Annotated in this window: 16 protein-coding genes and 1 CRISPR repeat array; of the genes, 12 read left to right on the top strand and 4 right to left on the bottom strand. The window is 59.3% G+C overall.

The window, feature by feature from the left end; all coding sequences use genetic code 11:
- Nucleotides 1-17: 17 nt before the first annotated feature.
- Genes C8D82_RS03030 through nrdD form a run of 12 tightly spaced genes read left to right on the top strand, consistent with a single transcriptional unit; the run spans nt 18 to nt 10,155 of the window.
- Nucleotides 18-776 carry a hypothetical protein gene (locus tag C8D82_RS03030; RefSeq protein ID WP_133245036.1) on the top strand — a complete coding sequence of 253 codons (759 nt, stop codon included), beginning with the start codon at nt 18-20 and terminating at the stop codon, nt 774-776.
- A 46-nt stretch (nt 777-822) separates the two neighbouring features.
- On the top strand, nt 823-1,401 hold the full coding sequence (locus C8D82_RS03025; RefSeq protein WP_116882791.1) for a hypothetical protein: 579 nt from the start codon (nt 823-825) through the stop codon (nt 1,399-1,401).
- Nucleotides 1,402-1,455: 54 nt separating this feature from the next.
- Nucleotides 1,456-2,400 carry a hypothetical protein gene (locus tag C8D82_RS03020; protein WP_116882790.1) on the top strand — a complete coding sequence of 315 codons (945 nt, stop codon included), beginning with the start codon at nt 1,456-1,458 and terminating at the stop codon, nt 2,398-2,400.
- A complete protein-coding gene (locus C8D82_RS21525) occupies nt 2,397-4,739 on the top strand; it encodes a putative Ig domain-containing protein (RefSeq protein ID WP_116882789.1) in 2,343 nt (780 codons plus the stop codon). The genes C8D82_RS03020 and C8D82_RS21525 overlap by 4 nt, the downstream gene beginning before the upstream one ends.
- Nucleotides 4,740-4,741: 2 nt before the next feature.
- A complete protein-coding gene (locus C8D82_RS21520) occupies nt 4,742-6,763 on the top strand; it encodes a hypothetical protein (RefSeq protein ID WP_187144105.1) in 2,022 nt (673 codons plus the stop codon).
- A 4-nt stretch (nt 6,764-6,767) separates the two neighbouring features.
- A complete protein-coding gene (locus tag C8D82_RS03005) occupies nt 6,768-7,367 on the top strand; it encodes a leucine-rich repeat domain-containing protein (RefSeq protein ID WP_116882788.1) in 600 nt (199 codons plus the stop codon).
- Complete coding sequence (locus C8D82_RS03000; RefSeq protein ID WP_207776056.1) at nt 7,364-8,077, top strand: leucine-rich repeat domain-containing protein; 714 nt, start codon at nt 7,364-7,366, stop codon at nt 8,075-8,077. The genes C8D82_RS03005 and C8D82_RS03000 overlap by 4 nt, the downstream gene beginning before the upstream one ends.
- Nucleotides 8,078-8,094: 17 nt before the next feature.
- Entirely contained in the window at nt 8,095-8,646 is a 552-nt protein-coding gene (locus C8D82_RS02995; protein ID WP_116882786.1) for a hypothetical protein, read from the top strand.
- A 1-nt stretch (nt 8,647) separates the two neighbouring features.
- A complete protein-coding gene (locus tag C8D82_RS02990; protein WP_116882785.1) occupies nt 8,648-9,142 on the top strand; it encodes a hypothetical protein in 495 nt (164 codons plus the stop codon).
- A complete protein-coding gene (locus C8D82_RS02985; protein WP_116882784.1) occupies nt 9,142-9,591 on the top strand; it encodes a hypothetical protein in 450 nt (149 codons plus the stop codon). Before C8D82_RS02990 ends, C8D82_RS02985 begins: the two co-directional genes overlap by 1 nt.
- Nucleotides 9,588-10,037 (top strand): hypothetical protein, encoded by a 450-nt coding sequence (locus tag C8D82_RS02980; RefSeq protein WP_116882783.1) that lies wholly within the window; start codon nt 9,588-9,590, stop codon nt 10,035-10,037. The genes C8D82_RS02985 and C8D82_RS02980 overlap by 4 nt, the downstream gene beginning before the upstream one ends.
- On the top strand, nt 10,030-10,155 hold the full coding sequence (gene nrdD / locus C8D82_RS22260; protein WP_116882782.1) for an anaerobic ribonucleoside-triphosphate reductase: 126 nt from the start codon (nt 10,030-10,032) through the stop codon (nt 10,153-10,155). Before C8D82_RS02980 ends, nrdD begins: the two co-directional genes overlap by 8 nt.
- Before the next feature lie 344 nt (nt 10,156-10,499).
- Nucleotides 10,500-11,389: direct repeats of the CRISPR family, unit length 30 nt; unit sequence GTTTCTAATCCACTACGGTTGGAGGGGGAC.
- Nucleotides 11,390-11,518: 129 nt separating this feature from the next.
- On the opposite strand, the gene cas2 is transcribed toward nrdD, so the two are convergent.
- The 4 genes from cas2 to C8D82_RS02955 are packed head-to-tail and all read right to left on the bottom strand — an operon-like array spanning nt 11,519 to nt 15,702.
- A complete protein-coding gene (cas2, locus tag C8D82_RS02970; protein ID WP_116882781.1) occupies nt 11,519-11,779 on the bottom strand; it encodes a CRISPR-associated endonuclease Cas2 in 261 nt (86 codons plus the stop codon).
- Between the two features lies 1 nt (nt 11,780).
- Entirely contained in the window at nt 11,781-12,824 is a 1,044-nt protein-coding gene (gene cas1b / locus C8D82_RS02965; protein WP_165832798.1) for a type I-B CRISPR-associated endonuclease Cas1b, read from the bottom strand.
- Nucleotides 12,821-13,312 carry a CRISPR-associated protein Cas4 gene (gene cas4 / locus C8D82_RS02960; RefSeq protein WP_116882779.1) on the bottom strand — a complete coding sequence of 164 codons (492 nt, stop codon included), beginning with the start codon at nt 13,310-13,312 and terminating at the stop codon, nt 12,821-12,823. Before cas4 ends, cas1b begins: the two co-directional genes overlap by 4 nt.
- An 8-nt stretch (nt 13,313-13,320) precedes the next feature.
- Nucleotides 13,321-15,702 (bottom strand): CRISPR-associated endonuclease Cas3'', encoded by a 2,382-nt coding sequence (locus C8D82_RS02955; protein WP_116882778.1) that lies wholly within the window; start codon nt 15,700-15,702, stop codon nt 13,321-13,323.
- Between the last annotated feature and the right edge of the window lies 1 nt (nt 15,703).

Here is a 15,703-nt window from a genome sequence, read left to right as displayed (position 1 = left end):
CGACGGGAGGAAAAGTCATGGGAGTAAAGTTTCAATCTCGGGTGACGGAGCGCACTTCGGACGGCATCACCACCACGATCGTCTGGAACGGCTCGAAAGAGGAGATGGCCGCCACAGCAGCCGGCACGCCGGTCGGAGCCTGCACTGACGACGGGCAGCTCAAAAGCGTCCGGGTCTATCAGGAAAGCCCGCGCATCTGGCATTGCGAACAGCGGTTCACTCTGGCCGCCGACGGCGAACTCACCGAAAAGCCGGACAACGCCTACGGCAAAAAATCGGCGCAGTTGAAAGGTTCGATGCTGTCGATGCCGCTGGAAACGCATAAAAAATACCAGGCCCGCTGGAACTGCTATCTGGCCGGGGCTCCCGGCGTGAAAGCCGCTCCTTCCTGGTGGGAAACGGCGAAAGACACGGTTCTCAACCACGCCGATTCTCAGAAATACGCCTGGATCAAAACGCCGGGCGAGCTGCCGAACGGCAAAGAGGGCCGCTGGCACATCCTGAAAGACCCCGTCAAGCCCGGTTACGAAACCTACGACGTGGCGACCTATTCGGTCACCGAAACAGCCCGCTTCCGTTCGGCGAACGCGGCGGGGAAAATGGTTGCGAACAACCTGAATAAAATCGGGAAACCGGACAACGACTTCGGCATCAAAAGGGGCGACTGGAAGTGTGACGACGCCGGCGTCTCCTGGAATGGAAACGACTGGCTGGCGACGCTGACCTGGACGCTCTCCGGCAACGAAGAGGGATGGGACAAGGAACTTTACAGTTAAGTCGGACCGGTCCGACCAGTCGGACATGTCGGACGGAAAGGAAAAAATGCTGCCGCGCAAACTGCTTAAAAACGACAAGTTTATTGTTCTGTACGATCTCTGGAACCAGTTGATCGACCATCTGCAGAGCTGCCGCCCCGTCGCCGGGGCGGGCATCCGGATTCAGCGGCTTCCGGCCGGAACGGTGTTCTCCGCCTCAGCCGGCAGCACCGGCGGAGGCGCGGCCGGCGTGACCGCGGGGGGCGACGAAGGCCCGTTCGCGGTCACGGTCGAACCCGTCGACGAAGAACAGGAAAATCCGGGGCAGGTCGTCAGGCTGCACAACACCGCCTCCGAAAGCGGCGTCGCCGGGATGCTGACGATCGGCAGCCGGAGAAAGCAGATCGCCGACCAGGAGTGGCCGCCGAAAGCCGGCGTCGTGATCCTCGACATCACTTATGATGACGAAACGGAGGATTACACCGCGACTTTCAGTCTGGAGGAAACGCTGCCGGAAACGAAGGACGAAAAACGTTACATCCTGCGGATCGCGGAAATCTCCTACAACGACGATACGAAAAGCTGGAGCGCCGCGCAGGTGCATCCGGTCGGCGACATTGAGGTGACCGGCCGCTGGGTGAAATAACCATCGGACCAGTCCGACCAGTCCGACCGGTCGGACAAAAGAGGGAGAGAGGCCATGCAAGGGTTAAATTGGCAGACGTTTGGTTTTCCGCAGCCGGGTTTTCTGCCGGCGCGGACTCCGGCCGAGGGGCTGCGCAAGGCGCTGGAGGAGCGGCGGCTGCCGTTCGCGAAAGAATGGGATGTCGAGACGATTGCGCAAACCGATTATCTGCCGATGCTCGCCGCCTCCGGCGACGGGCAGACCTGGTGCCGCGAGTTCGACCGGGAGCTCCGGGAAGTCGCGAGGCGTTATTTCAACCACACCCTGCTCGATTTTTCCGGCCTGACGGACTGGGCCGACATCATGTGGACGTGGGACGAGTTGCTGCTGGAAGCCGCCGGAGGCGATGAAAAGGCGGTCTCCGATCCGGAGAAAGGCGATCTCTCCCCGGAGTGGAATCTGACCTGGGCGATCCAGCGGATGCGGGCGATCAATTTGCTGCTCTACGCGCCGGTACAATATCTGTGCGATTACGTTTCCGGCAGCGTTCACACCGGCGAACCGTCCAGCCCGGCGGCGGCGGTCGCGGCGGCGCTGAAAGATGCGCGCCCCGCTTCGGACGGAAGTTTCCCCGCCAGTTATATTCATAACATCTACGGCCCTGATCACGGCTGGCGCGAGGGTTCCTACTGCTGCAACGCGACCGTGACAAAAAGGATTTACGCGGACCTGCCGGAGGGATTCACGCCGGACGGCAATGTGTATTTGTTTATGAAAGTGGCCGGAGCCGGCGGCGACGATGAAAATTTCTTCGGTTCCGGCGTTTCGATCGGGATGAATCAATTCACCGCCGATGCCGACGGCGTTTTCGTGGAGTTTCGGAATGACGATTTCACCGCCGGGATCACCACGCCGACGAAGGATCATGAGACTTACAACGGCTGGGAGGCGACGCAGTGTTCGGCGTTCGCCGACTACACAAGCTGGTTTCATTTCAAGGAAGGGGACGCGATGTCATGATATTGTGCTATAATCTGACGCGGCAGGTGCCGGTAAATCTGGACAACTGCCGGATCAACACGAAGCCGCTGCTCTTTTTCGGTGAGCGGCCGATGTGGGAGCTGCACTTTTTCGAGGGGGAACCGGGTTCCGAATGGACGGCGGCGGATCTCTCCGAGGTCGTCAGCCTGCGTGCGGCGGTCGATGTCGACTGGGACGGCGCCACCGTTCCGATGTGCCGCACCGTGGACGGCATCGACAAGAGCCGCGCCGCCGAGGGCGTGATCGGCGTTCCGGTGGACGCCAACACCGCCGTTTTCCTTGAAAAGCTCGACAACAAGAAAAGCGTCGACGCTGTTTTCGAGCTGCGCGGCTTCGACGACGCGGGCGATGCGGTTCTGATCGTGCAGATCGACATCACCTGTCGCGGCGCGGTCGATCCGGAGGGCGGGGAAGTTCCGGCGGAACCGGATTCCGATCTGGCGAGCAAATCGTGGACGAAGGGCGTGCTGGCGCAGAAGCTGTACTGGGAATACTCCGCCGATGGCGTTTCGTGGCATTCGGAATGTGTGAACCATGTCGACCGGTTTCAGCGCGTCAGGCACGGCGAGGACGGCACGTGGAGCGATCCGCAGCCGATTCCCTACGGAGAGGACGGCCTTACCGTGGCGCCGGATGCGACCGGCCCGGTTGCCGACCGTCCGGAAAATGCGGCGGAGGGAAGCTGTTTCGTTTCGACCGATGAGGGCAAAGTCTACTGGTTCATCGGCGGGGCCTGGACCGCCGGCGCGCCGCTGACGACGGTGCCCGGTCCGGAAGGCAAACAGGGTCCGGAAGGCAAGCAGGGGCCGGAAGGCAAGCAGGGTCCGGAGGGGAAACAGGGCATTCAGGGACTCAAGGGCGACGACGGCAAGCAGGGACCGCAGGGCATTCAAGGCGAACCCGGCGACGGTCTGGCGATCGATGCGACCGGCACGCTGGCGAACCGCCACAACTACGATGCCGCCGACCGCGGCTTTCGTTACATGGCGACAGACCTTTACTGCGAATCGGTCACGGCGCGGGAGTCCGGCGCGGTGTTCGCCCGGGCGGAAGCCGGCGACAACGGCGCCAAAGCCTATGCCTGGACGGACGGGGAAACGACGGTCTACACGGAATTGTCCTGCCCGTCGCCGCTCGATGCGCTCTATTCCGACAACGAACTCAAGACCGAAATCTGCAGGATTGCCGCGACCGCGCAGAAGTATCAGCTCTATTACCAGAAAACGGCGGCCGACCTCGGCGCATGGAGCGCGGGACTCCGCCTCTACTGCGGCCCGGAAGGCCCGGTTGGCCCGGTCGGCCCGGTCGGCCCGGCCGGACCGCGCGGTGAGAACGCTTCGGTCGCCTCTCCGATCAAATTCGGCACCGGCGAAAACGGCGCGCTGGAGATCATCGCCAACGCGGTTGCGCTGACCGGCGTCAAGCCGATCGCCACCGTTGAACTCTACTTTGACGATCCGGCCGATCCGGGGGAAGTCAAGACGCTGGACGTGACGCACCGCGTCACGATCCATTACTGCGACACCGACAACAAGACCCATATTTATTTTACAGATCAGACGCTCGACCTTTCCCGCGGCGGCCGCATCCGTTTCGCGCAGGGACTGCTTGAAAAAACAATGTATCAGGAATATCTGGATCAGGGCGGCGACATGCAATATCCGATTTTTCTGCGCAAGCTCTTCGCCTGGCTCGGCACCGCGATTCTGACCGGAACCACCAGCTACGCGATCACCGGGACGGTCGGCGACGCGGTGGATATCGCATTCGACGCGGTGAGCCTGAAAGAGGAAACGGTGACTTATGATCTCACCTCCGGCACGCTTCCGGCCGGGCTGACGCTGGCGGACGGCAAAATCTCCGGCACGCTGCAGGAGGCGGGCGCAACCGTCGCGACGGTCACGGCGACCGCCGGAACCGAAACGCTGGTCATCACCGTGACCGGAACCGTCGCCGGAATCATAACGCCGCAAACCATGCACTACGGCTACATCGCCGACGGCGTCACCTGGCGCGTCGCGGACATCACTTCCGACATGCTGACCGCCGAAACCGTGGTTTCGGGGCCGCTTCCGACCGGCAAAATTGCAATCGAGGCCCCTGCCGGAGCGGTGGTGTTCGCGCTGGTCCCGGCCGGCTGCATCGTGACCAAAGACGACGGGCTGGGCGGAAAAACCGCGTTTGAAACCGACAACGGCGCAGCGGGCTCCGGCGCGAACGGCGTTGCGCTGACGCTTGACGGCGTGGAATACCGCGCGTTCGGGGAGTTCAATCTGCTCGACGGTGAAACATTCATTTATTTTGATCAGGAGGTTTAAACATGGCAACCGTCAAAACCGCCGGCGGGCTGATTCCCGGCACCGTCGACACTCCGCTCGACGCCCGCAGCCGCGTATCTGCCGAAGCGGAAATCATGAACATCGAAAATCCCGTTCTCGGCGCTCTGGTCTTCTGCTCCGGAAACTGGAAATACTACAAGATCACCGCGCTCAAGTCCAAACAGATCGGCCCGCTGACTGTCGAAAACGCCGCAGTCGCGGAATACGAGGAACTTCAAAGCGGCGGCTTCGGAGAAAACAACGTTGCGCTGACGGAACAGGCGCAGGTGTCCGGTTTCTACAACGTGGCGGGCGGCACCCCGTACCGGATCACCGGGTACGGAGCGGACAACCGCACCCTGACGCTGGCGCTGCCGACCGGTGAAACGCTTCCCGCCGCTGCCGCCGGAACCGTCGTCTATGTGCATGTCAGCAAAAGCGACGACGCTTCGCCGCAGGCCGCGACCGTCGAATCCGTCGACGCCGCCGCCGGAACCGTCGTGCTGACCGCCGCCCTGACGCTGCCGACTTCCGTCACCGAACTCTCCGCCGACGACGATCCGGCGTTTCTGGTGTTTCCCGCCACCTCGTGGGAGACTGACGAATCCAGCCTGACCGCAGGAGACTACAACCTCAACGCCGGGTGCGGCGCAACGGTGCAAGGCAGCATCTGCGTCAATGTTGCCGATTACGCTTCGGTTTCCGGCTTGTGCAATGTGAATTCCGGGGAATCGGCAGCCGTTTCCGGCGTCGGCAACGTGAACCACGGTCCCGAATCCGACCTCGGCGGCGTCAATAACCTGAACACCGCAGGACGCGGCGTATTCATCCGCGGCGGTAACAACAAAGCGGCCTCCGACGACGTAGTGATCTTCGGCCGCGGCAACACCGTCTCCGGCATGGGTGCGGTCGTGTTCGGCAACTGCAACACCGAAATCTCCGGCCGCGAGGCGTTCGGCTTCGGCAACCGCCTGACCCTGACCGGAAAATATGCGCACGCCATCGGCTACAGCCTGACCGTGGCCGCTCCCGACGCGATGCTGATCGGCCGCCACGGCGCTCTGGCCGACACCCCGGACAACGAGGGCGCGTTCGGAATCGCCGGCGGCGAAAAGGACGCTCCGGCGATCGGTTTTCTGCACCGCGTCCGCAAGTCCGTCGCGAATCCGCTGTACGCCCCGGCGAAAGACGCCGGTCAGACCGGCGTCGATTCGGACGGCGAAAAGCAGTACATCGCCGAACCGGCCTTTTCGACCGAATACCGGGGCCATCTGCTGGCGGTCTCCGAAACCGTCACTCTCTCCGGCGTGCAGACCGTCACGCTGGATCACGACCGGTTCGCCCGCTGGCTGCTGGCCGGATACGGAAGGGCGACGCTCGCGCTCGCCAACTGGAAAGACGGCGACAGCGGGGAGCTGATCGTTGACACAACAAAGCAGACAATCAACATTCCGGCGGAATGGGTCACGCTCGGCGCGGACATCGCCAAAACGCCCGGCGTTTATGTACTTGAAATCGCGATGGTCGGCGATACGGTCTTCTACGCGATCAAATGGCCCAATTCCGGCGGCACGGTCAGCAGCATCGGCGATCACATCTCCATCGTGAACGACTACTGGTACATCGACGGAGTCAGCACCGGCGTCAAGGCGCGCGGCGATAAAGGCGATAAAGGCGATACCGGCGCGCAGGGACCGCAAGGCGAAACCGGCCCCAAGGGCGACAAAGGCGATACCGGTGCCGCCGCCGGCTTCGGAACGCCGACCGCCGCGGTCGCCGCGTTGGCCGCCGGAGCGACGCCGACCGTACAGGTAAGCGTCTCCGGGGCGAATACCGCCAAGGTATTCTCGTTCTCCTTCGGTATTCCGAAAGGCGACAAAGGCGATAAAGGCGATAAAGGCGAAACCGGAGCCACCGGAGCCGCCGGAGCCGCCCCGGTCCGGGGAACCGATTACTGGACTGCGGCGGATATCGCCACAATCAAAAGTTACGTTGACACCGCCATTTTAAACGGAACATGGTGATGAAATGAGTGAACTCGACAATCAACTGACCGCGCTGGCGAACGCGATCCGGGAAATCGCCGCCCCGGAGGGAACCGGCGCGATGTCGCTCGATGATATGGCGACGCTGCTCGGCGCGGCGGAGTGGCGCGACGACTTTCTCAAATCCCTGATCGAACGAACCGCGACCTCGATCACGATTCCGAACGGCGCCACCTGCATCGGAATCAGGGCGTTTTCCGGCTGTACTGCTTTGACCTCGATCACGATTCCGAACGGTGTCACCAGTATTGAAGACAATGCGTTTTCCGATTGTGTCGCTTTGACCTCGATCACACTACCGAGCAGCGTCACCCGCATCGGACGTTATGCGTTTATTAGCTGTGCCGCGTTAGCCTCGGTCACGATACCGAATAGTGTAAACAACATCGGAGGCGGTGCGTTTTGGGGCTGTACCGCATTGGCCTCGGTCACAATTCCAGGCAGCGTTACCAGCATCGGAGACAGTGCGTTTGAGAGCTGCATCAACTTAACCGACATCTACTGCGGCTTTGCGGAGGGTGCGGTGTCCGGCGCACCATGGGGCGCACCGGATACCACTACAATACATTACGGAGCGGCATGATGAGCGTTTCAGAAAAATTAACGGCAATCGCCGATCAAATCAGGGCTCACTACGGCATCAGCGGCAGCATGAGCATTGCAGACATGATCCGGGTAATGAATGCCGGTAAATCCCTGGTCGAACGAACTGCGGCTTCGGTCACGATTCCGAGCAGCGTCACCAGCATCGGAAAGTATGCGTTTTGGGGCTGTAGCAGCTTGACCTCGATCACGATTCCGGCCAGCGTCACCAGTATCGGATACGGCGCGTTTTCCGATTGTGCCGCGTTGACCTCGGTCACACTACCGGGCAGCGTCACCAGTATCGGGCCCGTTGCGTTTAGGGGCTGTACCGGCTTGACCTCGATCACGATTCCGAATAGCGTCACCAGCATCGGAAGTTATGCGTTTGACAATTGTGCCGCTTTGACTTCAGTCACGATACCGAACGGCGTCACCAGTATCGAATCCGGCGCGTTCTTCCGCTGTAGCGCGTTGACTTCGATCACGATTCCAAGTAGCGTCACCAGTATTGAAAGCAGTGCGTTTTCCGGCTGTACCAATCTACCCAGTATCACGATACCGGCCAGCGTCACCAGTATCGGGTACTTGGCGTTTCACAACTGTACCAACTTAACCGACATCTACTGCGGCTTTGCGGAGGGTGCAGTGTCCGGCGCACCGTGGGGCGCACCGGATACCACTACAATACATTACAACGCGACCACATAATTCAGGAGCAGACAATCATGGCAGAAGAAACCGACCTCATCGAAGAACTCGACACCGACATCGTCAGGCGCACGCTGGTGGATTCCACCGCCGGCGGCGCGGAGCTGGACATCAGAACCCCGTATGTGATCCGGGAGGTTCCGGTCCCGACCCGGATGCGGATTCCGCTCTACGTCGCGGGCGAACTCAAATCCGCCGAAGAGCTGGCCGAACTCGGACTGACCGTCCGCGAATACACCCGGCTCGAAGTCGAAACCGCTCAGTATGCCGCCGTGTACGCCGCGAACCCGACGCTGGCCGAACGGGTGCGCCAGTACTCCGCGCTGCTTGATGCCCACGGCCTTGCCGCGACCGCCACCAGCGACGAAATCTCCGCCGCGATCATGGGGGACGAAACCAAGACCGATGCGGAAAAAACCGCCGCCGGAGCCGCGCTGCTGACGCTGATCCACGACATCGAAATCAACTATCAGGAGACCGGAGAGCCGGGGCTTGACGCCTGGGCGGCATTGCCGAAGCTGATCAAGTACCTGCCCGTCACCGCCGAAACTCCGGAACAGGGGGCGTGACATGTTCACCGTTTTCGACCTGAAGGACAGTACACCGCTCGCCCCGGATGAACTCCGGGCGGTCCGGCGCGTGCTCGAAGACTACTGCCGCACCGCCGCCGGAGCCTGGCTGCGCGGTTTTCCGCATCGTCGCTTCGAGCTGCGCTGGTGTCCGGCCATAACCGACGACGTGCTCGGCGCGTTTACGCTTCTGCACCCGTGGACGATCTACCTGAAGCCCCCGGATACGGAAGCAACCGGCAGACTGCGCGATTACGCCCGGATCAGCTGGGCCGAAATCATCACCCCGACCGTGATTCACGAACTGCGCCATGCGTGGCAGTTCCGGCGCAATCCGCTGCTCTATGCGGTCTGCTGCCTGCCGCTGCTGCGGGAGATCACATTGGAGCGCGACGCGGGCAGAACCGGCAGTGAAGCCGAAAGCATTGTCGAAAGCACAACCGGCTGGCACACCGGCCGGGAATTTGAAAGGAGGCGGAAAGCGCAGGACAAATAATGGGGTACGATTATACTGCGGAACACATTGAAACGCTCCTGGATCACTGCCGCGAAGTCGGCATCCTGACCGCGCCGGGCTTTTGGGACGCCCCGGTCGAAACGCTTCGAGGTTATTACAATGGAATAGGCCCCGACGCCTGGAGCAGCCGGCTGCGCCGCCTGACGACGTTTCTGCTGCGCCCGTTTGAACTCGCAGCCCTGCCGCACGATTACGAGTACGCGACCGCGCCGCGGACCTATCTGGCGTTCACAATCGCCAACTTGCGATTCGCAGCCAACGCCATGCTGGAGGCTTACCACCGCCACCCGGTGCGCCTCCCGCTGAACCGGGAACAAATACAGGAGGCCAGGCGATTTGCCGCGATGGCCGGTTGCGGTCTGCTGCTCGCGACAGTGTGCCAGCTTTTCGGCTGGCAGGGATATAAAAATACGAAAGTAGAGGTATGAAAATGCGCAAACTGTTTTTCACTTTTGCCGCCGCCGCGGCAGCCCTGTTTTTGGTCGCCGGTTGCGCTTCAACGCACAGCACGATCACGGAATACGACGCTGCAGGAAACATCGTTAAAAAGACCGAAAGCTCCGAAAGCGTGATCCATACCGTCACGAAATCGACGCAAAACAAGACCGTCGTGATGTGGGAGGACGGCTGGGCGGCGTACATCTCCGCCAGCTCCGGAACCACCGAAGATCCCACCCCGCACGGTAAGCTGTTCGCCGGGAAGACCAACAAGGGCGCGATCAGCATCCTGCCGAATCAGCAGGGACTGCCCGGCATCGCCCGGATCGTTCAGGCGACCAAGAGCGATCTTTCCGCCGACCTCTCCGGCGTCAGCTCCAGCAGCTCCGAAATCCAGACCAGGGACAGGGAGGCGAAGGAGGCCGCCAATGAGTAAATGTGGGGAAAAATGTGAAGTTTACAGTCGCGTCTGCGGCTACTTCCGCCCGGTGAGCAACTGGAACAAAGGGAAGAAAGAGGAATTTAAAGAGCGTCGTCATTTTAAGGTAGAATAGCCCGGTCGCCTAAGCGCGCGGCGTTGACGCTTGACGCGGCAGGTCCGGGCTATGAGCGAAGCCGCCTGCCGCCTCCCTTAGCCTGCCGATCCCGGCCGCAGGGTTATCAATGCCACCGGGAAAAAGAAAAGGTTTGCGCAGCACTCCGGCCGCGCAAACCGTCTTTTTTTTACTTGACAAATAGCTCTCGCCTATACCTTATATATAAGAACCGAATAGCCACACAGTCCGACCATTTTTTATAATCGGTTTGCACACTCAATACCGACTACTGCGCAAACCAATTTTCACGCCGCGCGCAAACCGAGTTGCATACTATAATTGGACAAACAGCGTCACCAGTTGTTTCTAATCCACTACGGTTGGAGGGGGACTCGTCCGGAAACCCCATTAAACGCTCGCATTCGCGGTTTCTAATCCACTACGGTTGGAGGGGGACTTCTCACATCGGTTACTTCCAGCCAAATACGGGCAGGTTTCTAATCCACTACGGTTGGAGGGGGACGGGTAAATCCGGCTGCCGAAACAGCAGCTTCACCGGGGTTTCTAATCCACTACGGTTGGAGGGGGACACCTCGATTTGCTTGAACTCAATCACCCATACCCAGTTTCTAATCCACTACGGTTGGAGGGGGACCCATGAGCGCGACGGATTGGCGTAACGGATCATTATGGTTTCTAATCCACTACGGTTGGAGGGGGACGGAGCAGCCGCTCCAATTGTGCCTGACGCACAAGCACGTTTCTAATCCACTACGGTTGGAGGGGGACCGCCGCTACCGGCGATAACAATATTCTTGAAAGAGTGTTTCTAATCCACTACGGTTGGAGGGGGACACCTCCTGCTTGAGATATTCAATCGCTGCTGCAACGGGTTTCTAATCCACTACGGTTGGAGGGGGACACACAGCCTTCCGGCCCGAACGAATCAAACAATTTACGTTTCTAATCCACTACGGTTGGAGGGGGACCCGCGCTCGACAAGCCCGCGGATCTGAATATTGAAGGTTTCTAATCCACTACGGTTGGAGGGGGACTCACGATGCGTTCGACGTGCTGAAGATGGCCTATTTGTTTCTAATCCACTACGGTTGGAGGGGGACCGATCCGGCGCCAGCTTGCCTTGCAGCGCGCGAATGGTTTCTAATCCACTACGGTTGGAGGGGGACGACAGCATGGATGATGCGCTTGACCTCCGCGCGGAGTTTCTAATCCACTACGGTTGGAGGGGGACCCCGTGATGTTTTAATATAGCACACTGTCTTTTTGAGGTCAAATTATTTAGTTTTCAAACAGCTCGAGTACCTTTTCGTGGATTTCCACCTGTCGGTATTCAATCGTGCAACAGACTTTCCGCCAATGCTTAAAGAATATTTGAGATATTCCCTTTGGCTGAACCTTGTTCTTCACGACACAAGAATTTTTCGTTTTCAATGGAATAAAATGTGATGTGACTATTTTCAGCCCGGGTTTCTTCCAGAATATGTTTGATCTTTGCGTACTGCGCTACGGTTACAGTACCTTCAAAGACTGAATTCTGGTTCCAGAACAGGTACTTCTTCAACTGCTTGTGCAGTTTGACGCAGTTGTCGTGTTCCGTGTCATATACAATGATCACATACATATCAGTATCCTATCCGGTACGGAAGGTATTCGCGGCCTTCCAGCAGAAAATTGATCAGTTTATAGCAATCCAGACGCAAAAGCTGCCGATACGAGACGGAACGGTTGAGCGGCGCGTAATGAACCGTCCTGCGCAGTTCCTGATCCCACTCCTGAAGAATCCGCCGCCTCGCGTCATCGGTCAACAGAAAACCGTTGCTGTGTTTCCGAAAATCCCGGTCTCCGATCGCTCTGGAATCCAGCAACCGAAAAATCATCCGATCCACCAGCAACGGCTTGAACGGCTCCACCAGATCCAGCGCCAGCGAGAAGCGACGGGTCTGCGGAGTGTGCAAATAAGAGATTCCCGGATAAAGAGCCGTCCGATACAATTCACTGACACACGCCGTGTAAAGCAGGCTGTTCAAAAACGAAATCAGCGCATTCAACGGATTGTCCGGCGGATGATAGACCCGTTTAAAGTGCTCCGCCGTTTTTCCCAGCCAGACCGGCCATGATTGATAATAAAGCTTTCGCACATTGCCCTCCAGTCCCATCAGGCCTTCCGGCGTATCCTGTTCCGCCAGTTTCTGTTCCAGCTCCTTTACCGCGGCGATCGACTTCTCCAGCCCGCCTTTCCGACGCTGATAGTATTGCAGCACCGAAAGAATATTGTGAAACACCGCCTCCAGCAGATTCCGGCAGATCATCAACCGCTCTTCCGGATTCCGGTAGGCTTCCCCCTGACGGATCACCAGATCGCCGCTGAGCTGTTCCGCATGCGGCAGAAGCGTACCGGTATGATGACCGTACCAGTTGAAGAAATGAACCGGAACTTTTTTACAGTTCAGAAAATTGATCAGCTTCGTATTCACCGAGAGTTCTCCGAATACGTATACGGCGTCAATACTCTCCACCGGCAGCGCCTGAACTGCATCAGCTTTTCCCTCCTCCAGCGCTTCGGCCTCCACTTCCGGATCCTCCGTTTCCGGCAGATTCACCCGTTCAAACCGCAAAGTATTGTCACGCCGCCGCAACCGGCCCGACCGGGTCAGATAGAGATTCATACGAAACAGATCTCCTCGTATGCACATTTTTGGCAGAAAGACCGCCGGACGGCAGCCGGAACCGATCCCGTCACCACCTCTTCGCAATCGGCGAGATCCTGCTTCACCATCTGTTCCGCCGCTTCATCCCAGGGAACCACTACTGTTTCACGGCGGCGCGGATAATGGATCACCGCCTCACGAGCCTGAATCCCGTGGCTGTTCAGCCAAGCCAGATAATAGCGGACCTGTGCCTCATCGCCGCCTCCCGGCGCCCTGCCCCGCTTGGTTTCATGGATCACCCCGTCTTTGAAATCAGCCCAGTCCAGCACACCGGCCTCACCGATCGGAATCTCCTTTTCCTGCCGGGTAAACGTTTCTTCACCCAACAACATACCGAGCTGAACCAGGTCGTTTTCCAGCTCCGGACGGATTCCGTGCCGGAAAAGCCACAGTTTGCGGCGGCACACATGCAGATAATTCAATTCCTTTCCGGTAAATTCCATCATCCTTACCTCTACCAGACCATCGAATCCACGCGAAACACTTCAATCGGCTCCGGGTAGTCGATCCAGCCGCATGGCACCAAACCGAGTTCGCTTCTGATCCGGTCAGCCGGTGCGACGGTCCGGTCGGTTTGCAGCGTGAGAAAACGCTTCCGATCCTCACCGGTACTGGTTTGCGACTTGATCCGGCGGTTCAGTTCACTCAACTCATCGTAAACCTCCTGTGATTCGACGACAATGATTTCCGAAGCCTTTTCGGAGTCGAAAAGCTCCGCGATGAACTGCGCTTTTTCAAAGGTCGCTCCGAGCGACTGCATTCCCACAACGTCAATCCGGAACAGCTGTTCCAGCAATCCGGCAGCGGTCAGCCCGGCAAAAACTTCCCGCTGAAACTCCGACAGGCTCGCAGCCAGCTCAGAATCATGCAGAAATCGCTCTCCCCATTCCTTGAAAAAATCGATTTCCAAATCCAGAAACTTCAATTCCTGTTTGAAAATGGCGTCAAACGGTTTCTGTCTCAGGCGGATGCTGTAATTTTTTCGAACCTCGATCAACTGCTCGAACGAGGTATCTCCGTTGGAGCAGACCAGTGCAAACACGCCGACTTCGCACGGCGTTTCCCGGCCGTTGCGGCCAACCCGCCCGCCGCGCTGCATCGTCGCGGCCAATCCCTGATAATCGATAAACGCGGCGTCGAAGTCGAGGTCTACGCCGACTTCGATCATCTGGGTACTGACCAGCGTCACCGGCCGGTGTCGCATCGCGTCGCGGCAGGCGGTGATCAGATCGCGTCGCAGCAGCGGCGGCACCAATCCGTCCAGCCAGACCATGATGCGCCCGGTTCCGGGAGTTTTCAGCTCCTCCAACTGCCGCCACGGGTTGTACGCCTGTTGAAAACGCTGCCGCAACGGCCAGCTTCCCTCCCCGATCAGGTTGACCACAACCAGCAGATTCCGGTCGGATTCCTGCTGAAACGCCTCTATTTCAGTTTCCAATTCCTGAAGCGTCAAAAAGCCCATCGAGCGATAGAGCCGCCGGTTGTCGATTTCGGCGGCGCGGTAAATTGGAGCGGTCGCCTCCGGCGGAATCCGGCAGGAATCCTCCAGATCCCAGAACTGGAAAGATTCCAGCGGGGTCGCCGAACCGAGGATGAATCTGCACCGGGCCAACCGCGCATACTCCCGCGCGATGCGGAAGAAGAACGGCAGAATCACCTGAGGCAACTTGTGGAACTCGTCGAGAATCACCACCGCATCACGCAGTCCAAGTCCCCGGATACAGCGGTTGCGGTTCGGATGGCACATCGCCAGCAACACCTGATTGAACGTGGTCACATTGTACGGCATCTGAAACGGATGTTCTTCGATGGCAAGAGCTTCGACATCACTGCCGTTGCCGCGGCGATCCTCCGGGGGCGTTTGAGCGTTGCCAATCTCGGTTTTATCGCGCCGGCGGGAGTTCCAGATCTGCGCCCGGCAGTCGGGAAAGTACTCCTCGAACACCTGATCCGCGATCGACAGTTGCGGAACCGCAAAAACAATCCGGCTCAATCCCTCACGCTGCCGCAGCAGTTCCGCCCCGCACAGCATCGCCTCGGTTTTACCAAGTCCGGTCGGCGCATCGATGAAATAGAAAACGCCCTCCTTTTCAACCGTCTGCAAAAACTCCCGCCGCAAACAGGAGCGGAGCCGGTTGACCGGCGTTTCCGCCCCCTTGAATTCCCGGGCCGGGCGCTGCTTGAACTCCTCCGCCGGAAACCGCGCCCGCCATTCGCGTACCTCCACCGGCTTGCCCGACTGGCGGGCTGCCGAAGCGTGGTCCAGCAGACAGAGCCGTCCCAGCAGCGAACGACAGTGCAGATAGATTTTAAGCCGTTCCTCCGGCGAAACCGCCCGTTTCAGCCCCGTCTTGAATTGGAAGCGTTCCCGTGAAGCAGGCGGCGCCATTCTCCGGAACTTCTCCCATGCCCGCAGCAATACCTCCGCCGGAACTTCCGGCAGCAGTGACGCGATGCCGTATTCCGGGTCAAGGATGAATTCCCCGACCTGCCGGTCCACGGCCACCAGAGACAGGCCATTCAGGGAATCCGTGTTGAGCTCCTGCAAGTCAGTATGATGGGCTGCCCCGGCGTGAAGCGCGATCAGCGCCCACTTCTCCTTTTCCGCGCCATTCAGCTCCAACAATACGAGCGCGGCAAAAAGCCCGCCCGCCGCCGCATGACGATGCGGAGACTCCCGGCTGTTCCCGAGAATGTACGCCTGCCACGCGGCAGTCGCCTTGCCAAGATCATGACAGGCGCACAGAACCCGTTCCTCCGGAGTTTCAGCGGCGAGCATCACTTCGGCCAGATGCTCGCGCAGGTCGGAATCCCTGCCGTGACTGTAAAGTTTCACC

The sequence above is a fragment of the Victivallis vadensis genome (genome assembly GCF_003096415.1).
Classification (GTDB): domain Bacteria; phylum Verrucomicrobiota; class Lentisphaeria; order Victivallales; family Victivallaceae; genus Victivallis; species Victivallis vadensis.
This window is presented reverse-complemented; position numbering and strand designations above follow the sequence as displayed.